Genomic DNA, 21303 nt, shown 5'->3' with positions numbered 1-21303 from the left:
AACGGGGTTTGACGATCGCACTGATCATTACCGCTGGAATCATGTTTCTTGAATTTTTCGGAGGGCTTTTCACGAACAGCCTGGCGCTATTGTCCGATTCCGGGCACATGCTCAGCGACACCGGTGCGCTGCTGCTCAGCTTGATGGCTATTCGTTTTGCGTCCAAACCGGCATCGGCCGCGAAGACGTACGGCTTTTATCGTTTTGAAATATTGGCCGCTTTATTTAACGGAGTGACCCTGGTGCTCATCGCCGTCGTCATTATTTACGAAGCGTACGAGCGGCTGAAAAACCCGCCGCAAGTAGCGGGCGGAGCAATGATGTTGATTGCGCTTGTCGGTTTGCTCGCGAATTTGGCCAGCGCATGGTCACTTATGCGTCAGGGCGATGTGAAAAACAATGTCAACATGCGCAGTGCGTATTTGCATGTGATCGGCGATGCGCTCGGCTCGGTCGGAGCCATTGCGGCCGGATTTCTAATGACCGTGTTTTCCTGGTATTGGGCCGACCCGATCATTTCCGTGCTTGTGTCGCTGCTAATTTTGCGCGGGGCTTTCGGCGTCGTGAAGCATTGCGTGAATATTTTGATGGAAGGTGCGCCGCCGCATGTCGATTCGATTAAGGTGCGCGAGACGTTGGAGCGAATCCCCGGCGTGATCGACGTGCATGATCTGCACATTTGGACGATATCCTCCGGACTCGATTCGCTGAGCGGCCATCTGCTCGTTGAATCCGAGGCGGATTGCCAGAGAATTTTGCGGCAGGCGGTGTCCAAGATGGAGAAGCAGTTCCATATTCAGCATGTGACCATTCAAATTGAAAAGTCCGGAGATATGCATAAACCGATGAAAGTATAAACAAATAGGTGTGAAGCGCATGGTTAAGAATTACGAAGTCATTGTGATCGGGGCAGGTCAAGCGGGACTTGCCGCCGGTTATTTTTTAAAGCAAAAAGGGTTGTCGTTCCAACTGCTCGATGAAGGCAGTGCGGTTGGAGAAACGTGGCGAAGTCGTTACGACTCGTTGAAGCTGTTTACGCCGCGCGCGTCCAGCCAGCTTCCGGGGCTTCCGATGAAGGGGGCTCCTGACGGCTTTCCAGGGAAAGACGAAGTAGCGGACTACCTTGCGCATTACGCCGACATTCATGAACTGCCGGTAAAGCTTAACGCGCGCGTGACGCGGCTTACAAGCGAGGGGACGGGCTTTAGCATCGTAACCGGCGAAGAAGAATATAAGGCTCGGCAGGTCATGATAACGACCGGGCCTTTCCGCAAGCCCTTTATTCCTGCCGTTAGTGAGCAGCTATCGACCGGCGTTGTGCAGCTTCATTCCTCCGAATACAAGAACCCTTCTCAACTGCATGAAGGCGCTGTCCTTGTCGCGGGCGGCGGCAATTCCGGGGCGCAAATCGCACTGGAGCTGGCCGAAAGCGGCCGGGAAGTTCATCTGGCCGTCAGCCGCAAGCTGCGCTTCGCTCCGCTCCAAATCATGAACCGGAGCGTCTTTTGGTGGCTTGACCGTTGCGGTGTTTTGAACGCCCCGGCCGATTCTCTGATCGGACGCACGGTGCGCCGCCGGCCGGATCCGGTATTTGTACCGGAGCTGAAGCGGGCCATCAGGAACGGAACCGTCCGTTTGCGGCCCAGAGTGACGGGACAGCGCGGCGGAACCATCCAATTTGCCGATCATACGGAACTGGAGGCACGTAATATTGTTTGGGCAACCGGCTTCCGTCCGGACTATGCGTGGTTGAACGTTCCGGTGGCGCTGGATAAAGAGGGCAATCCGCTGCACGAGCGGGGAATCAGCCCGGTGGGCGGGCTATATTATTTGGGACTTCCGTGGCTTCGCAGCCGCAATTCGGCTTTGCTAGGCGGCGTAGGGGCGGATGCCCGATATGTGGTCGATTGCTTGACAAACTTCACTTATCCGATAAAATAAAGGGGAATATTAGCAGTATGACCAAGCGGAGGTCATGCCGAAAGGAGCGGCGGCAGCATGAGCGGGAACAGAAAAATGGTAAACAGCATTACGGAGTTGATCGGCGACACTCCGGCGGTTCGGGTCAGAAGACTGGTCGGAGCGGATGACGCCGAGCTTTATGTGAAGCTGGAATATTTTAATCCGAGCGGAAGCGTGAAGGACCGCGCGGCGTTCAATTTGATCGCACAGGCGGAGAAGGACGGGATCATCAAGCCCGGAGCTACGATTATCGAGCCGACGAGCGGCAACACCGGGATCGGTCTGGCGATGAACGCCGCGGCCAAAGGGTACAAAGCGATACTGGTTATGCCGGATAACATGACCAAGGAACGGATCAACCTGCTGAAGGCATACGGTGCGGAGGTCGTGCTGACACCGGCCGCAGAACGGATGCCGGGCGCGATCCGCAAGGCGATCGAGCTGCGCGATCGGACGCCGAACAGCTTCATTCCGCAGCAGTTCGAGAATAAGGCTAACCCCGATATTCACCGGGTGACGACGGCGGTTGAAATTATCGAGCAGATGGAAGGCAAGCTCGATGCGTTCGTCGCTTCTTCCGGCACAGGCGGAACGATCACGGGAACCGGCGAGGTGCTTCGGGAGAAGCTGCCGGGCATCGAGATTTATGTCGTGGAACCGAAAGGTTCGCCGGTACTATCGGGAGGGCAGCCGGGACCGCATAAGCTGGTCGGCACAAGCCCCGGCTTCGTGCCTGCCATTCTCAATACGAGCGTCTACGACGAAATCGTCCAGGTGTCCGATGAAGACGCTCTGAAGACAACGCGGGACTTGGCCAGGCTGGAAGGGATGCTGGTCGGCCCTTCGGCCGGAGCTTCGGTGTGGACGGGACTGCAAGTGGCGCACAAGCTCGGCAAGGGCAAGCGGGTACTGTGCATCGCGCCGGATACGGGCGAGCGGTACCTCAGTATGGATATATTTTGAAATCATGCAATGGAACTGCATACGAATGAATGAGAGGTGTTTGTCTACGGGACAAACACCTTTTTTATTCCCGGAATAAACGAAATAAGTATTGAATAAATATACATAAATGTGTATAATAATTACAGGATGATGTTTATCATTTCTGTTCGAAGGGAGAACGGGTATGAAAATCGCACTGCATAATGAGCTTCCGGCAGAATCGCAATTCAGGCAACTGGCGGATTCCATCGCCGATTCCGCCGCGGCGGGGCCGCTCGTGTACGAAGTGTGCTCGCAAAGCCGCCGCGTCATCGCCGCATACGATGAAGATGATCGTCTCGTGGCGATCGGCCGGCTGGTGGAAGGAATCAACAGCGAGCCGCAATTCGAGTTTACGGTGTTGCCGTCGTACCGGGAGCGGGAAATCGAAAATTATATGCGCAAGCTGCTGATGTTTGAATGAACGATGCGGAAATCTTTGCTGAACATAGATGAATCGCCTAACCTCCATGCCTGCATGGGGGTTGCTTGCTGTAAGCAGTCGACAATTCCCTTTGCCAAATACAGCCCGTTGGGTGTAATATGAAAAAATAAGCTTTGGAGGAGGACCCAAACCATGGAACAATTTAAGATGAAAATCGTCGAGCTTCTCAAAGAGGATGCGCGACGTTCTCCGGCCCTTATCGCGACCATGCTTGGTGCGTCGGAGGCGGAAGTGGCGGAGGCGATCCGGGAGCTGGAAGAAGCGCACGTCATCGTTAAATACGCCACGGTGGTCAATTGGGCGAAGGTCGACAACGAGAAAGTGACCGCCCTTATCGAGGTGCAAATTACGCCGGAGCGCGGACGCGGCTTTGATGCGATCGCAGAGCGTATTTATTTATATCCGGAAGTGAAGTCCGTTTATTTGATGTCGGGAGCGTACGACCTGCTCGTGGAGATTGAAGGAAAGACGCTGAAAGAAGTGGCGTCCTTCGTGTCCAACAAATTGTCCCCGATCGATCGGGTGCTCTCCACGAAGACGCATTTTATTTTGAAAAAATATAAGCAGGACGGAATTACCTTCGAAGACCATGAGGATGACCGCCGCCTGCTAATCTCACCGTAAAGGACGCTGAGGAACAATGATAGAGCATAAACAGGATCAAGCGCAAAAAGACACTTCCATGAGCCGTTATTTGGCGCCGTTGGTACGCGAAATCGAGCCCTCGGGCATTCGGAAGTTTTTTGATCTGGTGAGCGGCAGTAAAGACATCATTTCCCTCGGCGTCGGTGAACCGGATTTCAGTACGCCATGGCATGTGCGCGAAGCTTGCGTGTATTCGCTGGAGCGCGGCAATACGAAGTATACGCCGAATGCGGGATTGCCTGAGCTGCGGGAGGCGATTGCGGAATATTTGTACGATTCGTTCCAACTGCTTTATGAACCATCCGATGAGGTGCTCGTCACCGTAGGAGGCAGTGAGGCGATCGATTTGGCGCTGCGGGCGCTCGTGTCGCCAGGGGACGAAATTTTGATTCCGGAGCCGTGCTACATTTCCTACAACCCGATCGCCAAGATCGGCGGCGGGATTCCCGTCGGCATCGAAACGTTCGCCAAAGACCAGTTCAAGCTGACGGCCGAGTCGCTCAAGGCGGCCATTACGCCGCGATCCAAGCTGCTTATCCTCTGTTACCCGAGCAATCCGACCGGGGGCATCATGACTTACGAGGACTGGCTGCCGATCGCCAAAGTAGTGGAAGAGAACGATTTGATCGTTATCTCCGATGAAATTTATGCCGAATTAACGTATGAACAAAAGCATGTCAGCTTCGCGGCGATGCCCGGCATGCGTGACAGAACGATTCTGGTGAGCGGCTTTTCCAAAGCGTTCGCGATGACCGGCTGGCGTATGGGCTACGCTTGCGGACACCGGGATCTAATCTCGGCTATGCTCAAAATTCATCAATACACGGTGATGTGCGCACCTTCGATGGGTCAGGTCGCCGCGCTGGAGGCGCTCAAGAACGGAATGGAAGAGAAAGACCGGATGGTCGAGTCGTATAACCAGCGCCGTCGTTTGGTCGTGCAGGGATTCCGCCAGATCGGGTTGGAGTGCCACGAGCCGCAGGGTGCGTTCTATGCGTTCCCGTCGATCCAGTCGACGGGTCTTAGTTCGGAAGAATTTGCGCAGCGGCTGCTGTTTGAGGCTAAAGTCGCAGCGGTGCCGGGTCAAGTGTTCGGTCTGGGCGGCGAAGGCTTTTTGCGTTGTTCGTACGCCTATTCCGTAAATCAGCTGACGGAAGCGATCGAACGTATAGGAAAGTTTATCCAAAAACTGTAAATTCGACATCAAACGTCAAAATAAGTCATTTTCAATCGATTCCAAAACTGGTATCTTTATAGTAGAGAAGTTTCATATATTTATAGTTTATGGAACTGTTCTTACATAGGACTAAAGATATGTAGTGGGAGGGATGAACAATGGCTTTTCCGGAATATCAACTTCGCCGGTACTTGCATTTCGGCTGGATTCGTGAGAACGATCAAAAGGCTAAGTGGTTTTTTGGAGAAAAAAAACAGGCCTCATCTGCATTATCTTTAGAAGAGGATATTTACCGGCTGCGTATCGAACTGGAGAAACTCGTGCAAAGCGGCAACAGCCTCACATCTGCTCAGGTCGTCGAGATCAGCATGGAGCTTGACAAAAAAATTAATGAATACATGAATCAAAACCAGAGAGGCCGAACGTAATCGGCTTCTTTTTTTGTCATAAACTTTTTTGAAAACGGAAGCTTGTTTATGGTAAGATGAAGCAATAGAAAGCTGGGTCACAGCGGCCGGCGAAGAAGGGACAGAGAGGCCTCATGAAACGGAAATTGCTGATCGCTCTGCTGCTGCTTTTTGTACTGGCGGGCTGCGGCGGGGGGCCGAAGGCGGATGTGTCGATATTTTTAATGTCCGCAAACGGAGTGCCTAATGAAGTGGCGGATAAGCTGGGACAGTCGCTCCAATCCAAGCTCGGCACGGCTCCGACGGTGAAAGTGCTGACGACGCCGATCTTTTCGGCAGAGAAATTAATGGTGGAGATCGCTGCAGCGGAGAACGGCATTATCATTATTCCCACGCAACAGTTCAAAGCGCTTGGACAGCAAGGCGGCTATGTTCCGCTGGACGATCTGGCGAAAGCGGAAGATTTCCCCGATGGCGTGCTGGAGATTACGGAGAACGGAAAGTCGGAAAAGCATTTATACGGCATTCCGATGGACAAGACGAAATGGTTTACGGAATTAAATTTTAACGGCAAAGACCTGTACGCCTTCATCCCTGCGAATGCGCCGAATATGGAACAGTCGAAACAGGTGATGAAGCAAATCGCGCAGAAATAAACATGCCCGGGGGATACGGACGCGAAAGCGGACGACCCGGATAAATTGAATAGAGCTGTTCGGGTGCCCCGGCTTGAAACGTTAAGCTGCGGGTTAAAAGGGAAGCCGGTGCGAATCCGGCGCGGTCCCGCCACTGTCAATGGATTCAAAGCTCCACGCTAAGCCACTGTTCATACGGACGGGAAGGCGGAGCCCAGCGGACATTCCGTCATCCATGAGCCAGGAAACCTGCCTGAACGGTAAATAAAGTTGTATCCTTTCGAGGAAAAGGAGCAGAATGCACAGCCTGCCGGCTGCGGCCATACCGATGATCTACGGTGAACGGTCGCCGCAAGCGAAGTGACTATAGTGCCCCCTGCTGCCGTACTTGCGGAGCCGGGGGCTTTTTTAATGAAGGATTGACTTCGAAAGGGCTTCGACTCGGAAGCTGTACGGATCGTTATCATTCGAGTACTTATGGGAGATGAGTTGGATGTGGGGAAATAGCAAGAGCAAGATGAAGCGGTCGATTGCGGTCGTATCGCTATCGATCACGCTTGCGGCGGCGATCGTCGGCTGCGGAAGCAAGGACAAGCTGCCAGGGCAAGGAGAACTCGTCAGTCCTCCGAAAGCAAGCGGGGGCGATGCACAGGCGGGGAATGCCGCCAAAAAGACGGCGTATCCGCTCAAGGTCAAGGATGCGACGGGGAAAGAATTCGTATTTACGAAGGCGCCCGAACGCATCGCGTCGGTTTCTCCTGCGGAGACGGAGACGCTGTTTGCGCTTGGCCTTGGCGATAAAGTCGTCGGCGTATCCGATTTTTGCGATTATCCGGCGGAAGCGAAGTCGAAGCCGAAGCTCGGGAGCATCGTCAAGCCGAACGAAGAGGCGCTGATCGCCTCCGGGGCCGATCTTGTCGTGACCGGGGTATCGATGCAATTGCCAGCCGTGGAGAAACTGCGCGGGCTGAAAGTAAACTTGTTTAAGTTGGAACCGAAGACGATCGACGATGTCATCAGCAATATTCGTATGATGGGTCAAATCTTTGACCGCCAAGAACAGGCCGAGAAGCTGGCCGCCTCGATGGAAGCGGACCGCAAGAAGGTGACGGATGCCGTCAAAGACTTAACGCCGGAGCAGAAGAAAAAAGTATTTATCGAGTTTTCTCCGGGATGGACGGTCGGAAAAGGCGAGTTCATCGACGAGCTGATCACGGTATCGGGCGGTGTGAACGTGGCATCTGGCGAGAAGGGTTACGTGATGATCAGCGAAGAAAAAATTATTGCGGCGAACCCGCAAGTCATTTTGTATCCGAAAAATTTGATCGACGACCAATCGAAAAAAACGATCGATCAGATCATTCGCGAGCGCAGCGGCTGGCATAAGATCGAAGCGGTAAAAACGAACAAGCTCGCAGGCGTAGACAAAGATACGATGAGCCGGCCGGGCCCGAGGATTACCGAGGCGCTCGTAGAGTTTGCCAAAGGAATTTACCCGGAACGGGTGAAATAACATGAAGCGGAAACTGTGGATTTGGGGCGGGGCATCATTCGCCCTGCTTTTGCTGTCCGCAACTGCGGCTTTGTCCATCGGCGCGGTGCCGATTCCATTGATTCACGTTTGGAAAATTATGCTGCATCCAGTCCCCGGACTCGGCGATTGGATCGCGGCCGACTGGAATGTTTCGTCGGAGCAAATCATTTGGCGGGTCCGTCTGCCTCGCGTTGCGCTCGGGATGCTGGTAGGTGCGGCGCTTGGGGTTGCCGGTGCGGCCTTTCAGGGCGTGCTCCGCAACCCGCTCGCAGATCCGTATACGCTCGGCGTATCGTCGGGAGCGTCGGTGGGTGCCGCCTTTCTCATCTTGTTTGGGCTGCAGTACGCTTTGTTCGGTCAATGGACCGTTCCGATCATTGCCTTTATTACTGGCATGCTTTCGCTTGGAACCGTGCTTCTGTTGGCGCGGACCGACGGCAAGCTGCGGATAGAGACGGTCATTTTGTCCGGCGTCGTCATGCAGGCTTTTCTGGGCGCCCTCGTCTCTCTGATGGTGGCGATGTCCAAGCAAGTCATCAACGAAATTATTTTTTGGCTGATGGGAAGCCTGGCGCTCCGCGGGTGGTCGTATTCGCTTGTGCTGCTGCCTTACCTCGCGGTCGGCGCCGCGATTTTGCTCGGGTACGGCCGGGCGATGAACCTGTTTGCGCTCGGGGAAAAGCAGGCGGCGCATCTTGGCGTGGGCGTCGAGCGGACCAAGCTGATCGTGCTGCTCGTATCGACCTTGATAACGGCGGCCGCCGTGTCCGTATCCGGCGTGATTGCTTTCGTCGGTCTGTTGATCCCGCATTTGCTCCGACTGATGGTCGGGCCGGATTATCGCCTGCTGTTGCCGCTCTCGTTGATCGGCGGCGCAATTTATGTGCTGTGGGCCGATACGATTGCCCGCACGCTGCTCAGCCCGACGGAGCTTCCGCTCGGGATCGTGACGGCGTTCATGGGCGCCCCGTTTTTTGCCTACTTGCTGCGCCGAAATAAGCGCGGGATGACATCGTCCGGTTGATGACGGCATGAGCATTGGTGAAACGACGTGAAAGGGGGGCGCGATTGGTGAAAGTCGAAGTGGAGCAGCTGAACAAATTGTTCGGCTCCCGGCAAGTGCTGGACAATATCAGCTTTCGTGTAGAGCCGGGGGAATGGTTCTGCATTCTCGGCCCGAACGGCAGCGGCAAATCGACATTGCTGCATACGATCTCGGGGGTGGAGCGTCCGACATCCGGTCAAGTCCGCCTGGACGATCGGCCGGTACAGCGAATTCACAGGAAAACGCTCGCGAAGTCGCTGGCTGTGCTGCACCAGGATGCGCTTCCGCCGCTCGGATTTACGGTCCGCGAGGTGATCGAGATGGGACGGTACCCGTTCCAGAACTGGCTCGGGAATGAATCGGGAGAGGCCGACACGCAGCTGGTAGAGCATATTTTGGATTGGCTGAAGCTGCGTCCGCTGGAAGGGCGGACCGTAGATGAGCTCAGCGGAGGGGAACGGCAGCGGGTAGCGCTTGGCAAGGCGATGGCGCAAGAGCCAAAGCTGCTGCTGCTCGATGAGCCGACGACGTTTCTGGATATCGGGTACCAGGTGGACATGATGGACCGGATTCGAAAGTGGCAGCAGGAATGCGGGCTGACCGTCATCTCCGTACTGCATGACTTGAACTTGGCGGCGCAGTATTGCGACCGGTTGATGCTGCTGCACAGCGGGCACATCGTTGGAATCGGCAAACCGGAAGACGTGATGGAAGCGGGGCTGCTGGAGCGCGTGTACGGCACGCGTCCTTATGTGATGGCGCATCCGGACAGCGGCGCGCCGCAAATTTTGCTCGGGAGAGGGGAAGTTTGATGCATAGGTGGGAGACGGCATTAAAGGATAACGTCCAAGCGATTGAGCCGATTGATTCGGTGAAAGTCGAGGAAGCATCCGTTCATTTGGATCAATTGACCAAGCCGCCGGGAAGCTTGGGACGGCTGGAAGAAGTGGCGAAGCAGCTTGCCGGCATTCGCCGGGAGATCAAGCCGGATCTCGGGCGCAAAGCCGTTATTGTGATGGCCGGCGATCACGGCGTGTGCGAGGAAGGGGTTAGCGCGTTCCCTGCGGAAGTTACGCCGCAGATGGTCTTGAACTTCCTGAACGGCGGCGCTGCCGTCAACGTGCTGTCGCGCCATACGGAAACGGACGTCATCTGTGTCGACATTGGCGTCAATGCCGAGCTGTCGCATCCGGCCTTATATTCGCGCAAAGTTCGCTTCGGAACGGCCAATATGGCCAAGGGGCCGGCGATGTCGCGGGAGGAAGCAGCAGAGGCCGTTATGGTCGGCGTCCAGCTCGTAGAGGAGCTTGTCGGGCAGGGATACGGCCTCCTCGCGACCGGAGAGATGGGCATCGGCAACACGACGCCGAGTTCGGCGATACTTGCCGTTCTGGGCGGGAAGGACGCGGCGCTCGCCGCAGGGCGCGGAACGGGCATCGACGACCGGAGGCTGCTGCACAAGCAAGCGGTCATTGCCCGTGCGATCGAGGTTAACCGGCCGGACGAAGCTGATCCGCTGGACGTCCTCGCCAAAGTCGGCGGCCTCGAAATCGCCGGTCTTGTCGGCGTCATTCTCGGCGCGGCGCGCCACCGGGTTCCCGTCGTCGTCGACGGATTCATCTCTTCGGCGGCGGCTCTCGTCGCAAGCCGAATGGCACCGCTTAGCGCCTCGTACATGATCGCTTCGCATCTGTCGCAGGAGCAAGGCCATGCGATGCTGCTTGAGGAAATTGGGCTGACGCCGATGCTTCACATGGATATGCGGCTTGGAGAAGGAACCGGCGCCGTGCTGACGCTGCCGCTCATCGAGGCGGCCGTTCGCATCATGAAGGAAATGGCTTCGTTTGCCGATGCCGGCGTATCCGGAGCCAGCGCGCCGACAAACGGCTAAAGTGCGGTTGAGCGGACCCGTCCGCCGTTGGCTGGCGTTATAGCGTCGAAGCGTGACGATCGTACACATAACGAATTGGGACCATGATTGGGCCAAACGGGAGGTATTTCCATGAAAGTGCTCGTAACCGGCGGCGCCCGGAGCGGGAAAAGCGGCTTTGCGGAAGCTTATGCCGCAAGGCTTGGCGACCGGGGCGTATATATTGCTACGGCGCAGGCGTTTGACGAGGAGATGGAAGCGCGCATCGAGCTGCACCGCGAGAATCGGCGCAATCGGGGATTTCACTGGGATACGACGGAGGAGCCTTATGCATTGGCGGAGACGCTTCGCACAGCGAACGCACCGGTCGTCCTGGTCGATTGCTTGACGCTCTGGCTGTCGAACTGGCTGCTGCGCTGCGAACACGAACAAGATGCGGAACGTTTAATAGAGCACCGGATCGATGAATTGGCTGACGCGTTCGGTTCGATGGAGGGTCCGGTGGTGCTCGTGACCAATGAAGTCGGATACGGCCTTGTCCCGGAGTACAAGCTTGGACGCATCTTTCGCGATTTGTCCGGGCGCATGAACCAGAAGCTGGCACGGACGGCGGATCAAGTATTTCTTGTCACCGCTGGGATTCCGGTGGAACTGAAGAGTCAGGCATTCCGCTTGTAATGTAGATCGAAGTTCGGGGGAACGGGTTTGTTAATCTTTTCGATACAAGAGACGCTATGGATGGTGCTTGCAGCCATCGTGTTGGACTTTCTGATCGGCGATCCGAACTGGCGTTGGTACACGCATCCGGTCATATGGATCGGCAGAGCGGTCGGCGCATTGGAGAAGCGATTGCTGCACCGGGACCGGGATTCCGCAGTTGGCCGTCGCCGGCGGGGACTGCTGCTCGCTCTAGTCACGGTGACCGCCGCATTCGGCGTCATTTGGTTTGCGGTAGGGGTTGCTTCTGCTGTTCATCCGTATTTCGGTTACGCCGCTAACGTATGGTTTATTTCCACGACCATCGCCGTGAAAGGGCTGCGCGAGGCGGCGGTGGCGGTCTACACGCCGCTGCGGGAAGAGCGGCTCATGGATGCCCGCAAATATGTCGGTTATATCGTGGGGCGGGACACGACGCAGCTGGACGAGCCGGAGATTACGCGGGCGGCCGTGGAGACGGTGGCGGAAAACATCGTCGATGCCGTCATCTCTCCGATTTGTTACGCGCTGCTCGGCGGCGCGCCGCTCGCCATGCTGTACCGCGCGTCCAACACGCTCGATTCGATGGTCGGCTACAAGAATGAGAAATATATCGACTTCGGTTGGGCGTCCGCCCGTTGGGACGATGTGCTCAACTGGATTCCAGCCAGAGTAACCGGCCTCTTGCTTGTGTTTGCCGCCTCGGTTACCCCGGCCCTGTCCGCTAGCCGGTCGTTCGGCGCGATCCGGCGCTTCGCCGGGCTCCACCCGAGCCCGAACAGCGGCATTCCGGAGTCCGCCGTGGCCGGCGCGCTCGGCATCGAGCTCGGCGGCGTGAATGTGTATCACGGCCGCGTCAGCGAACGGGCAAGGATGGGCTGGCCGCTGCGCGAGCGTGAGCGGGAAGATATTATGAGAACCGTGAGGCTGATGTATACGGTCAGCTTCACGGTTGCGGGAGGACTGCTGCTGTGCGCGCTGCTGTCGCTGTAATACAGGCTTGGGGAGCGGCGCTGATCGCCGCTTTCCAGTTTTTGACCCGGCTGCCGATGCCGATTGCGCTTCATTATGACGATGCGCTGTTTCGTCGCAGCGTCGTGTTCTACCCGGTTGTCGGGCTCGTCCTCGGGTGGCTGCTTGTCGGCGCCGGAAAGCTATTAATGCTGGTCGTTCCGGCGCTTCCTGCCGCTTCGCTGCTGCTGAGCGTCTGGATTGCGCTGACGGGAGCGCTGCATCTTGACGGGCTAATGGATACAGCCGACGGCATCCTGAGCCACCGCTCGCGGGAGCGGATGCTCGAAATCATGAAAGATAGCCGTGTCGGCGCGATGGGCGTCATCGCATGCGTCGTTGTGCTGCTGCTGAAGTGGTCGCTGCTGCTAGAGCTGATGACAAAGCTGCTAGACGCGGATGCGCTGCTGCTGCTTCCTCTTGTTACGATATGGAGCCGCTGGTTCATGGTCGCGGCCATATCTCGCTGGCCTTACGCCAGAGCGGAGCAGGGCGGCGGCATGGGCGGCATGTTTCGCGGCGTCGGATGGAAGGTGCTGCTGCTTCAAACCGTCGTTGCCATTGCGGCGTCGTGGCTTACGGTATCTGTATCTTCAGCGGCGGAATACGGGCTCGCAACGGTTACGATCTTCGGGATGGTAGCGCTTGTGGCGGGCTGGCTCATCGCCCGTTACATTAGCGGAAAGCTGGGCGGACTTACGGGAGATACATACGGGGCTTTGAATGAATTGCTCGAGACGCTGCTGCTGCTAGTGATTCTTTGGTTGTTATCGCGATGAACGTTTTGGGGGAGGGGAAAGGAAATGCTGGAACGGTACGGACATGGAGGAGATGTATGGACGGCTGCCGAGACATTCGGCCTGCCGAAGGAGCAGTTCCTCGACTTCAGCTCGAATATGAATCCGCTCGGACCGCCGGATGCGATCGGTCGCATTATGCGCGAACGGTGGCGCGAGGTGGCGCAGTATCCCGATCCTGCGGTACGGGAGCTGACCCGCAAGCTGGCTCGAAAGCACGGGATTGACCCGAAGTGCATTCTTGTCGGCAATGGCGCGGCAGAACTGATCGATTTGGCCGTTCGGGCGCTTCAGCCGAAAGTGACCGGGCTCGTGCGACCGTCTTTTTTGGAGTACGAGGAAGCGGTCGAGAAAAGCGGCGGACGGGTGCTGGATATTCCGCTGCTGCCGGACAACGGGTTTGTGCTCCAAGAAGCGGAGCTGGAGACGGCAGCCGCCCGGTGCGATCTGTTATTTCTCGGCCACCCGAATAATCCGACCGGGACATTGCTGCCGGATTCCGTCGTGCGGCGTCTCGCCGCCGGCGATATTCCGTCGATCGTCGACGAAGCGTTTCTCGATTTCTCCACCAGGGAGGAGTCGCTTACGCTGATTCCGGCCGCTGCGGGAAGCCGCAGCTTGATCGTCATCCGGTCGATGACGAAATTTTTCTCCATTCCGGGCATCCGTCTTGGTTATGCGGTCGCGCATCCCGAGCTGATTCGGGCCATGAAGCGGTTTAAGGTGCACTGGAGCGTCAATGCTTTGGCGCAGTGGGTCGGGGAGGCGGTGCTCGAGGAAGCAGCGTTCGCCGAGCAAACGCTGCGCTGGCTGTCGGAGGAAAAAGACCGGTTGATCGGCCGGCTGCGCGAGATCGGACTTGAAGTGTACGACAGCGAAGTGAACTTTATTTTGTTTTCACTTAAGCCCTTCGGGTTAAATGCCAAAGAGCTGCAAACGGAGATGGGCCGGCGCGGCATCCTGATCCGCGACGCCTCACTATTCAAAGGGCTGGACGAAAGCTATGTCCGGATAGCGGTCAAGCTGAGGGAGCACAATGAGATGCTTGTCGCAGGTCTGGAGGCTTCGATCGCGGCGCTGACCGGAGCGGGAGAGCGAGTGAAGGTGCAGGCACAAGGTTCGCCGTTAGGCGAAAAGCGGACGCTTGCACCAACGCTGATGCTGCAAGGAACGGCCTCCGATGTCGGAAAAAGCTTGCTTACCGCCGCTCTATGCCGCATTTTGCTGCAGGACGGCTACCGGGTTGCGCCGTTCAAATCGCAAAATATGTCGCTCAACTCGTATGTGACGCCGGACGGCAAAGAGATCGGCCGAGCGCAGGGGATGCAGGCGGATGCGTGCCGGATTGCCGCGACGACGGACATGAATCCGATATTGCTCAAGCCGAAGAAGGATATGGTATCGCAGGTGGTCGTTCACGGCAAACCTTACCGCGACCTGGATGCCAGAGCTTACCGGGAGCGGTATTTGCCGGAAGCGGAGACGGTAGTGAAAGATGCGCTTGCCCGTCTGCGCCGGAACTACGATGTTGTAGTGATCGAAGGCGCAGGCAGCCCCGCGGAAGTGAACTTGAAGGACCGCGATATCGTCAACATGCGGCTGGCCGGTTGGGCTGACGCGCCTGTGCTGCTCGTCGCCGACATTGACCGGGGCGGCGTGTTCGCATCCCTTGTCGGAACGCTCGACATTTTAACGCCGGAGGAGCGGGCCCGGGTCAAAGGGTTTGTGATTAACAAGTTTCGCGGAGACGTGACGCTGCTGCAGCCGGGCATCGACTGGCTCGAGCAGCGGACGGGCAAACCGGTGCTTGGCGTCATCCCTTATTTGCCGCAGCTCGGGCTCGAAGACGAAGATTCCGCATCGCTCGACCGCAGACTGGCGGAGAGCGGGAAGACGTCCGCTTCGCACGAATGGCAGCCGGACATGCTCGACATCGCCGTGATCCGCTTGCCTCGCATTTCCAATTTCACCGATATCGACCCGTTGTCGTTCGAACCGGACGTGCGGCTGCGGTTCGTTACCGGCGCAGACGAATTCGGCTCTCCGGATGCGGTCATCGTACCGGGCAGCAAAAATACGGTTGACGACCTGCTCTATCTTCGTCAAGCCGGTTTGGACCGGATGCTGGCGCGGTACGCAGCCGACGGGGGATTCGTAGCGGGCATTTGCGCAGGCTACCAAATGCTCGGGGAGAAGCTGCTCGATCCGCTACTGGTGGAGTCGAATGAGCCGGAGCTGCGCGGGATCGGATTGTTCCCGGCGCAGACGGAATTCGCGCACGAGAAGCAAACCGTACGTTCGGAAGGAACGGCGAACTTGTATGGCGACGAAACGATGCCGGTGCAAGGCTACGAAATTCATATGGGCCAAACCGAATTTATGCGTCCGGTGCGGCATCCGTTTGAGATCGTCCGTGAAGACGGCAGTCGCCAGGCGGAAGGGGCGGCGACCGATGACGGCCGCATATGGGGCACGTATCTTCACGGCATTTTGCACAACGACGATTTCCGGCGGTCATGGCTGAACCGGATTCGGCTGGACAAGGGACTTGACCCGCTGGCGGCGGAATTGCGGTTCCTTGAACGGCGGGAGGCCGCGTTCGACCGGCTTGCCGATCATGTAAGAGCGCATTTGGATTTGCAGCGGTTATATGCCATGATAGAGGCATAGCCGTTCGATAGGCATGGTACGAAGCTGTTTTATTATATATGCGGGCAAACCGACATGAAAGCCGCCATAACGATGATCAACATCATAGCTCATTTATAGATCGGGAGGGACATGAATGAAAATTTACACGAGAACAGGCGACGCCGGCCAAACCGGCGTGATCGGCGGGCGCGTCGATAAAGACGACGTGCGGGTCGAGGCCTACGGGACGGTAGACGAGCTGAACTGCTATGTAGGGCAGGCGATGGGATTTCTGGACGCGGAGCGCGATGCCGATCTGCTGGCGGATTTGCTTGAAATTCAGCATGAACTGTTCGACTGCGGGTCGGACTTGGCGCTGCTAAAGCAGGAGCTTAGGCCGTATAAAGTATCGGCGGAGATGGTGGACCGGCTCGAGACTTGGATTGACAAATACGATGCCGAGACGCCGGACATTAAGCGATTTATTTTACCTGGCGGGAATCTGGCTTCTTCCACGCTACATATATGCCGAACCGTATGCCGCAGAGCGGAGCGGAGGGTCGTGACTTTGGCCCGCACGCAGCCGATCAATGAACAGGTTCGCCGTTATTTGAACCGGCTGTCCGATCTGTTCTTTACCGTGGCCCGAACAGCCAATCATCGAGCGGGGCTTCCTGACGTGGAGTACGCGCGCAGCGCCGAGGTGTTCAGACGCAAGTCATGAGCTACTACAAACCGCTGGAATATATCGTCCCACCGGAGGAAGACGGCTTTCTGCTGCGGACGATTTTGCAAAAAAGGCTGATGATTTCCCGCAAGCTGCTGTCCCGTCTAAAATTAACCGAGCAAGGGATCACCGTCAACGGCGAGCGTAAGTATATCAATGTCAAGCTGCGCGCTGGGGATCAGGTTGCGGTGCGGATGGAGGCGGAGTCGTCGGACGATATCTTGCCGCAGCCGATGGATCTTGACATTTTATATGAGGATGAAGAACTGCTCGTGCTGAATAAGGAAGCGGGACGAATCGTTCATCCGACGCACGGCCATTATACGGAAACGCTCGCCAACGGAGTCGTTTACTATTGGATGCAAAAAGGCGAGTCGTTCCGCTTTCGTCCAGTTCACCGGCTCGATCAGGAAACGTCGGGAGCGATTGCGGTTGCCAAAAATCCGTACGTGCATCAGCAAATATCGGAGCAGATGCAGGCCCATCAGCTGAAAAAAGAGTATATTGCCCTCGTGCACGGGCGTTTGCCGGAAGAGGAAGGTACGGTGGATGCGCCGATCGACAGAGACCCGGAATCGCCGCACATCCGCATCGTGACCCCGGCAGGCTATTCCGCCATCACCCACTACCGGGTGGAGCGACGGTTCGCGGAAGCGACGATGGTGCGCTTATGGCTTGAAACCGGACGTACGCACCAGATTCGTGTGCATATGAAGCATCTCGGTCATCCGCTCATTGGTGATAAGCTGTACGGCTTGTATCCGACAGCTGCCGGGGAGCCAGTCTCTGAGGCGAATCTGGAGGCCGATTACGGGCTGTCGCGTCATGCTCTGCATGCAATCGTTCTGGGGCTGACGCATCCGATCCGCAAACAATGGATGGAGTTTTGCGCGCCGCTTCCTGAAGATATGCGGCGATGCACGCAACGGCTGCAATCGCCAGATGACGATGCCGCTCAGGACGTGTAAGAGCAAATCCGCTGTGTTCCTGCCGGGAGCAAGCGGATTTTTTTACGCATGTGGTTTAGTATCGATGCTACTGCAGCATGCCTATATATTCCTTTAACGCCACGCTAAGCCAGTCCAGTGCAGAGGAAGAAGGCAGCAGCTGTCTCGGGCTCCAGCTTGCATTGCGGCTGTTCAAATATCCGACGGGATAAGGGATCGCCTCCACCTGCTGCTCGTGAAAATGTTTCATCGCCCGAGGCATATGAAAGGCGGAAGTGACGAGAATCGGCTTCTTGTAACCGTTCCTCTCCAGCAGTACTTTCGAGTTTCTGGCATTTTCCTGCGTCGTCCGGCTTTCGCCCTCGACTACGATATCTTTCGCTGGAATGCCTAGAGCGGTGAGGACGCGCTTCGATAATTGTCCTTCATTTCCCGAATCGTCGTAAACTTGACCGCCCGATACGAGGATGGGCAGCGGCTTTTTCGCATACAGCTCCGCAACGGCAACGATCCGGCTTAACGTATACACGCCCGGACTCCCGATACCGCTCGGCTCGGGCGTCCCTTGAACGCTTCCTCCCGTCAGCAACAGATAGACGTCGCCGTCGATGGCGGCGGGCGGGGAATAGCGGCTCTCGAGCGGCTGGAGCGCAGCAGACCCGATGAGCGGTGTAGAGATGGCATACATCAGTATCGTCATCGCAGTGATGACGATGGCGGTTCTGCGTTTTTTTCGATAAAAAAGCCACATCGATAGGAGCGCAAGAAGTACAATGATCAGTCCTGGCGGAAGGATAAAACTGTAAATGGCTTTAAGAAAATAAATCATGGGTAAACGCCCCGTTCTGTTTGGATCGCTTTTCCATTTCATTATCCATGGAACGCGTTCCGGTTTCAACTTCCGCATCTTGCAAATTTGCAGGGCAGCCGTCAACATCGGTATAATTGAGAGCGAATCACAGTACAATGATTAACGGACAAGGATGGCATAAGCGATGAGCAACAAACACGTTACGATGTATCAATACCCTCAGTGCGGCACGTGCAGAAGCGCGTTAAAATGGTTGAAAGACAGCGGGTACGAGGTGGACGCGATCCATATTTTCGATAATCCTCCCTCGGTGGAGCAATTACAAGAAATGATTCCGCTTAGCGGTCTCGATATCCGCAAGTGGTTTAACGTTTCCGGCGAGGTTTACAAAGAGATGAACCTGAAGGACAAGCTTCCGGGGATGAGCCGGGACGAGATGATCGAGCTGCTTGCTTCCAAGGGCCGACTTATTAAAAGGCCCGTCGTTACAGACGGAGTTACGGTGACCGTCGGGTTTAAGCCCGAATCGTACGCCGAAGTTTGGGGGAAGGCCCGCTAAACAAGGAGAGTGATGACTGTTGCAGCAAAAACAAAAATCGAAAAAACAAAATCCGTTTTGGTATATCGGCGCAGCGGTTATGTTTATTTTGGCCAAAGGGAAGACGCTGCTGCCGCTTCTTAAATTCGGCAAGGTAGGCGGCGCGCTCATCTCGATGCTGGTCTCAATCTGGGCCTATGCGCTTGTGTTCCCGTGGGGATTTTCCATCGGCTTCGTGCTGCTGTTGTTCGTCCATGAACTCGGCCACGTCCTTGCAGCCAAACGCAAAGGGCTTCCGGTTACGGCGCCGGTGTTCATTCCGTTTCTCGGGGCGCTGATCAATATGAAGCGGCATCCCCGGGATGCGGTGACCGAAGCCTACATGGCCTATGGCGGCCCGTTGCTCGGTACGATCGGCGCCACCGCCGTTTTCATTGCCGCATACGCCGCAGACGGCGAGATCAGCAAACTTCTTTATTCGTTGGCTTACGTCGGCTTTTTTCTCAATTTGATCAACTTGCTTCCGATTCATCCGCTCGATGGCGGGCGCATAGCGACGGCGGTAACAAGGTGGCTTTGGCTTGTCGGTCTGGTCGGCGGTCTTGTCGTTATCGTATATTTTCGCGCAGTCATATTTTTTATCATCTGGGCGATGTTCGCCTATGATTTATACAAAAAGTACGTGAAGCATCGCAACCAAGGCGAGGAGCGCTACGTAACCGCCAGCTTTCTCGTTCACGCCGAACCTTTGATAGAGCAAGGATATATCATTCCGGGAACCGAACATCGGAGAGAGCTTCCTTTCGTCACTTACTCCAGTCTGGACGGGCAGCAGTATGTGCGGCTTTATTGGGACGGACTCGATTTCCAGGGCACCATTCCGCTCATGCATCAAGGGATCGTCAAACGGACGCATGTGACCCGACTGGAGCATGTACACAAAGACGACGGTCTTCATTTAATGATTCATTGCCAAGTCGACTATACGCTGTTCGAGAACGACAAATATTACGACGTTCCTATAGCGTCCCGGTGGAAGTTCGGCATTGCTTACGTGCTGCTCGCCGTCTACCTGATCGGCATGATGAATGTCTTGCATCGCGTAGCCGGCCTAAGTATGTAAGGTTTACCGCCCTAATCATCAACCGGATGAAATATTAACGGCATGGCTCCCATATTTATCGAAAAAGAGGTTAAGCTCATGAAACAGTTTCAATCCAAACGGTTGGCCGAACTTGGTTCGGCTATTTTTTCTGAGGTGGCGCAGTGGAAAAAGGAAGTGGCGGATCGCGGGATCGACGTGATCGATCTCGGCATCGGAAGTCCGGACCGTCCCCCATCCCAAAACGTAATTCGGGCGCTGCAGCAAGCGGTCTCCGATCCGGCCGTGTATGGGTATCCGACTTCCGAAGGAAGTTTTTCTTTCCGTGAAACGGTTGCCAAATGGTACAAGCACCGGTTTCGTGTCGAATTGAATCCGGAAACGGAAATCGTCACGCTGATGGGGTCCCAGGACGGGCTTGCGCATTTGGCGATGTCGGTTACGGACCCGGGAGATACGGTGATGGTTCCGGACCCCGGATATCCGATTTATTCGGCAAGCCTGGTGCTCGCCGGGATTACGCCATATTATTTGCCGCTGCGCGAGGAAAACGAATTTTTGCCCGACCTCGACAGCATACCGCCCGATGTTGCGGAGAAAGCGAAATTCATGCTGCTCAATTACCCGAGCAATCCGTTGTCGGCGGTGGCTACGCTTGACTTTTTCAAGCGGGTTGTCGATTATGCCGAAAAGCATGAGCTTTTGATCGTACATGATCTGGCATATTCCGAAATGGCTTTTGACGGTTTTCGACCCCCGAGTATTCTTGAAGTCGAGGGAGCGAAAAACTGTGCGGTCGAGTTTCACTCCTTGTCGAAAAGCTTCAATATGGCCGGCTGCCGTATAGCGTTTATGGTCGGCCGGCAAGATGTGGTGCAGTCGCTCCGCATTCTGAAGTCGAATATCGACTACGGGGTGTTCGTCGCGGTTCAACGGGCAGGCATTGCAGCGCTTGAGGAGGATATGGCGGGAAGTCGTTCCGTTGCCGAAGTGTATGAGAAAAGGCGCGATATCGTTGTGGAAGGGTTGCGCGCGGCAGGGTGGAATATTGCCAAGCCGAAAGCGACAATGTTCATCTGGGCGCGCATTCCGGAAGGCTGGACATCTCGACAAATTTCCCGGGAAATTTTGTATGCTGCGGGCGTTGTCGTAATTCCGGGCGATGCGTTCGGACAAGAGGGAGAAGGCTACGTTCGCATTGCGCTTGTGCAGGAGGAAGACAGGCTGCGGGAAGCGGTGGAACGAATAGGGGCGTTTTTGCAAAACGTGAAGAAGTGAATCGTAGAATAGCGATTTCAAACAAATTGGCCATCTCTTGGCGGGCTTTGCGATGCTGCAT

At 56.1% G+C, this 21303-nt stretch carries 22 protein-coding genes and 1 riboswitch; of the genes, 21 read left to right on the top strand and 1 reads right to left on the bottom strand.

Annotated elements, in window-relative coordinates:
• Positions 1-8 precede the first annotated feature (8 nt).
• The 18 genes from ACFQI7_RS18275 (at position 9) to ACFQI7_RS18190 (ending at position 17534) form a co-directional block, all read left to right on the top strand.
• Positions 9-857 carry a cation diffusion facilitator family transporter gene (locus tag ACFQI7_RS18275; RefSeq protein ID WP_230414795.1) on the top strand — a complete coding sequence of 283 codons (849 nt, stop codon included), beginning with the start codon at positions 9-11 and terminating at the stop codon, positions 855-857.
• A gap of 19 nt (positions 858-876) precedes the next feature.
• The gene (locus ACFQI7_RS18270) at positions 877-1941 is read left to right on the top strand and encodes a flavin-containing monooxygenase (RefSeq protein ID WP_218098261.1); all 1065 of its coding nucleotides are present in this window, start codon (positions 877-879) and stop codon (positions 1939-1941) included.
• A gap of 57 nt (positions 1942-1998) precedes the next feature.
• On the top strand, positions 1999-2925 hold the full coding sequence (cysK, locus tag ACFQI7_RS18265; RefSeq protein WP_218098260.1) for a cysteine synthase A: 927 nt from the start codon (positions 1999-2001) through the stop codon (positions 2923-2925).
• Positions 2926-3091: 166 nt separating this feature from the next.
• Positions 3092-3370 (top strand): hypothetical protein, encoded by a 279-nt coding sequence (locus ACFQI7_RS18260; protein WP_218098259.1) that lies wholly within the window; start codon positions 3092-3094, stop codon positions 3368-3370.
• A 153-nt stretch (positions 3371-3523) separates the two neighbouring features.
• Positions 3524-4015 (top strand): Lrp/AsnC family transcriptional regulator, encoded by a 492-nt coding sequence (locus ACFQI7_RS18255; RefSeq protein ID WP_218098258.1) that lies wholly within the window; start codon positions 3524-3526, stop codon positions 4013-4015.
• A 16-nt stretch (positions 4016-4031) separates the two neighbouring features.
• Complete coding sequence (locus ACFQI7_RS18250) at positions 4032-5231, top strand: aminotransferase class I/II-fold pyridoxal phosphate-dependent enzyme (RefSeq protein ID WP_218098257.1); 1200 nt, start codon at positions 4032-4034, stop codon at positions 5229-5231.
• A gap of 140 nt (positions 5232-5371) precedes the next feature.
• On the top strand, positions 5372-5641 hold the full coding sequence (locus ACFQI7_RS18245; RefSeq protein WP_218098256.1) for an aspartyl-phosphate phosphatase Spo0E family protein: 270 nt from the start codon (positions 5372-5374) through the stop codon (positions 5639-5641).
• Positions 5642-5754: 113 nt separating this feature from the next.
• On the top strand, positions 5755-6276 hold the full coding sequence (locus ACFQI7_RS18240; RefSeq protein WP_218098255.1) for a type 2 periplasmic-binding domain-containing protein: 522 nt from the start codon (positions 5755-5757) through the stop codon (positions 6274-6276).
• 44 nt (positions 6277-6320) lie between these two features.
• Positions 6321-6526, top strand: a riboswitch (cobalamin riboswitch).
• A 222-nt stretch (positions 6527-6748) separates the two neighbouring features.
• Positions 6749-7768 (top strand): ABC transporter substrate-binding protein, encoded by a 1020-nt coding sequence (locus ACFQI7_RS18235; protein ID WP_230414793.1) that lies wholly within the window; start codon positions 6749-6751, stop codon positions 7766-7768.
• 1 nt (position 7769) lies between these two features.
• Entirely contained in the window at positions 7770-8813 is a 1044-nt protein-coding gene (locus tag ACFQI7_RS18230; RefSeq protein ID WP_218098254.1) for a FecCD family ABC transporter permease, read from the top strand.
• A gap of 44 nt (positions 8814-8857) precedes the next feature.
• Positions 8858-9646 (top strand): ABC transporter ATP-binding protein, encoded by a 789-nt coding sequence (locus tag ACFQI7_RS18225; protein WP_218098253.1) that lies wholly within the window; start codon positions 8858-8860, stop codon positions 9644-9646.
• Positions 9646-10725: a nicotinate-nucleotide--dimethylbenzimidazole phosphoribosyltransferase gene (gene cobT, locus ACFQI7_RS18220; protein WP_218098370.1), complete on the top strand. Its 1080-nt coding sequence runs from the start codon at positions 9646-9648 to the stop codon at positions 10723-10725. Before ACFQI7_RS18225 ends, cobT begins: the two co-directional genes overlap by 1 nt.
• A 111-nt stretch (positions 10726-10836) precedes the next feature.
• Positions 10837-11382 carry a bifunctional adenosylcobinamide kinase/adenosylcobinamide-phosphate guanylyltransferase gene (cobU, locus tag ACFQI7_RS18215; RefSeq protein ID WP_218098252.1) on the top strand — a complete coding sequence of 182 codons (546 nt, stop codon included), beginning with the start codon at positions 10837-10839 and terminating at the stop codon, positions 11380-11382.
• Positions 11383-11409: 27 nt separating this feature from the next.
• Entirely contained in the window at positions 11410-12393 is a 984-nt protein-coding gene (cbiB, locus tag ACFQI7_RS18210) for an adenosylcobinamide-phosphate synthase CbiB (protein ID WP_218098251.1), read from the top strand.
• On the top strand, positions 12372-13190 hold the full coding sequence (cobS, locus tag ACFQI7_RS18205) for an adenosylcobinamide-GDP ribazoletransferase (RefSeq protein ID WP_218098250.1): 819 nt from the start codon (positions 12372-12374) through the stop codon (positions 13188-13190). Before cbiB ends, cobS begins: the two co-directional genes overlap by 22 nt.
• Before the next feature lie 24 nt (positions 13191-13214).
• A complete protein-coding gene (locus ACFQI7_RS18200; protein WP_218098249.1) occupies positions 13215-15878 on the top strand; it encodes a cobyric acid synthase in 2664 nt (887 codons plus the stop codon).
• A 115-nt stretch (positions 15879-15993) separates the two neighbouring features.
• Positions 15994-16563: a cob(I)yrinic acid a,c-diamide adenosyltransferase gene (locus ACFQI7_RS18195; RefSeq protein ID WP_218098248.1), complete on the top strand. Its 570-nt coding sequence runs from the start codon at positions 15994-15996 to the stop codon at positions 16561-16563.
• Positions 16560-17534 carry an RluA family pseudouridine synthase gene (locus tag ACFQI7_RS18190; protein ID WP_218098247.1) on the top strand — a complete coding sequence of 325 codons (975 nt, stop codon included), beginning with the start codon at positions 16560-16562 and terminating at the stop codon, positions 17532-17534. The genes ACFQI7_RS18195 and ACFQI7_RS18190 overlap by 4 nt, the downstream gene beginning before the upstream one ends.
• Before the next feature lie 67 nt (positions 17535-17601).
• Here the strand turns inward: ACFQI7_RS18190 and ACFQI7_RS18185 are convergent, their stop codons facing one another.
• Positions 17602-18342, bottom strand: a complete 741-nt coding sequence (locus tag ACFQI7_RS18185; protein WP_218098246.1) for a YdcF family protein — start codon at positions 18340-18342, stop codon at positions 17602-17604.
• A gap of 166 nt (positions 18343-18508) precedes the next feature.
• On the opposite strand from ACFQI7_RS18185, the gene ACFQI7_RS18180 reads away from it, so the two are divergent.
• From ACFQI7_RS18180 to ACFQI7_RS18170, 3 genes are all read left to right on the top strand, one after another.
• Positions 18509-18883: a Spx/MgsR family RNA polymerase-binding regulatory protein gene (locus ACFQI7_RS18180; protein ID WP_218098245.1), complete on the top strand. Its 375-nt coding sequence runs from the start codon at positions 18509-18511 to the stop codon at positions 18881-18883.
• A gap of 19 nt (positions 18884-18902) precedes the next feature.
• Entirely contained in the window at positions 18903-19985 is a 1083-nt protein-coding gene (locus tag ACFQI7_RS18175) for a site-2 protease family protein (RefSeq protein WP_230414791.1), read from the top strand.
• A gap of 78 nt (positions 19986-20063) precedes the next feature.
• Positions 20064-21242: an LL-diaminopimelate aminotransferase gene (locus ACFQI7_RS18170; protein WP_218098244.1), complete on the top strand. Its 1179-nt coding sequence runs from the start codon at positions 20064-20066 to the stop codon at positions 21240-21242.
• The last annotated feature ends 61 nt before the right edge of the window (positions 21243-21303 follow it).

The organism is Paenibacillus allorhizosphaerae, from assembly GCF_042659105.1.
In the GTDB taxonomy this organism is placed as follows: domain Bacteria; phylum Bacillota; class Bacilli; order Paenibacillales; family NBRC-103111; genus Paenibacillus_G; species Paenibacillus_G allorhizosphaerae.
Note: the sequence above shows the minus strand (reverse complement) of the source record. Positions and strands in the feature narration are given on the sequence as shown.

Coding starts and splice junctions, on each gene's coding strand:
- cobU (WP_218098252.1), top strand. CDS start 10,837: ATGAAAGTGCTCGTAACCGGCGGCGCCCGGAGCGGGAAAAGCGGCTTT.
- ACFQI7_RS18190 (WP_218098247.1), top strand. CDS start 16,560: ATGAGCTACTACAAACCGCTGGAATATATCGTCCCACCGGAGGAAGAC.
- ACFQI7_RS18240 (WP_218098255.1), top strand. CDS start 5,755: ATGAAACGGAAATTGCTGATCGCTCTGCTGCTGCTTTTTGTACTGGCG.
- cysK (WP_218098260.1), top strand. CDS start 1,999: ATGAGCGGGAACAGAAAAATGGTAAACAGCATTACGGAGTTGATCGGC.
- ACFQI7_RS18245 (WP_218098256.1), top strand. CDS start 5,372: ATGGCTTTTCCGGAATATCAACTTCGCCGGTACTTGCATTTCGGCTGG.
- ACFQI7_RS18200 (WP_218098249.1), top strand. CDS start 13,215: ATGCTGGAACGGTACGGACATGGAGGAGATGTATGGACGGCTGCCGAG.
- ACFQI7_RS18170 (WP_218098244.1), top strand. CDS start 20,064: ATGAAACAGTTTCAATCCAAACGGTTGGCCGAACTTGGTTCGGCTATT.
- ACFQI7_RS18180 (WP_218098245.1), top strand. CDS start 18,509: ATGAGCAACAAACACGTTACGATGTATCAATACCCTCAGTGCGGCACG.
- ACFQI7_RS18255 (WP_218098258.1), top strand. CDS start 3,524: ATGGAACAATTTAAGATGAAAATCGTCGAGCTTCTCAAAGAGGATGCG.
- ACFQI7_RS18195 (WP_218098248.1), top strand. CDS start 15,994: ATGAAAATTTACACGAGAACAGGCGACGCCGGCCAAACCGGCGTGATC.
- ACFQI7_RS18185 (WP_218098246.1), bottom strand. CDS start 18,342: ATGATTTATTTTCTTAAAGCCATTTACAGTTTTATCCTTCCGCCAGGA.
- ACFQI7_RS18250 (WP_218098257.1), top strand. CDS start 4,032: ATGATAGAGCATAAACAGGATCAAGCGCAAAAAGACACTTCCATGAGC.
- ACFQI7_RS18260 (WP_218098259.1), top strand. CDS start 3,092: ATGAAAATCGCACTGCATAATGAGCTTCCGGCAGAATCGCAATTCAGG.
- ACFQI7_RS18230 (WP_218098254.1), top strand. CDS start 7,770: ATGAAGCGGAAACTGTGGATTTGGGGCGGGGCATCATTCGCCCTGCTT.
- cobT (WP_218098370.1), top strand. CDS start 9,646: ATGCATAGGTGGGAGACGGCATTAAAGGATAACGTCCAAGCGATTGAG.
- ACFQI7_RS18235 (WP_230414793.1), top strand. CDS start 6,749: ATGTGGGGAAATAGCAAGAGCAAGATGAAGCGGTCGATTGCGGTCGTA.
- ACFQI7_RS18270 (WP_218098261.1), top strand. CDS start 877: ATGGTTAAGAATTACGAAGTCATTGTGATCGGGGCAGGTCAAGCGGGA.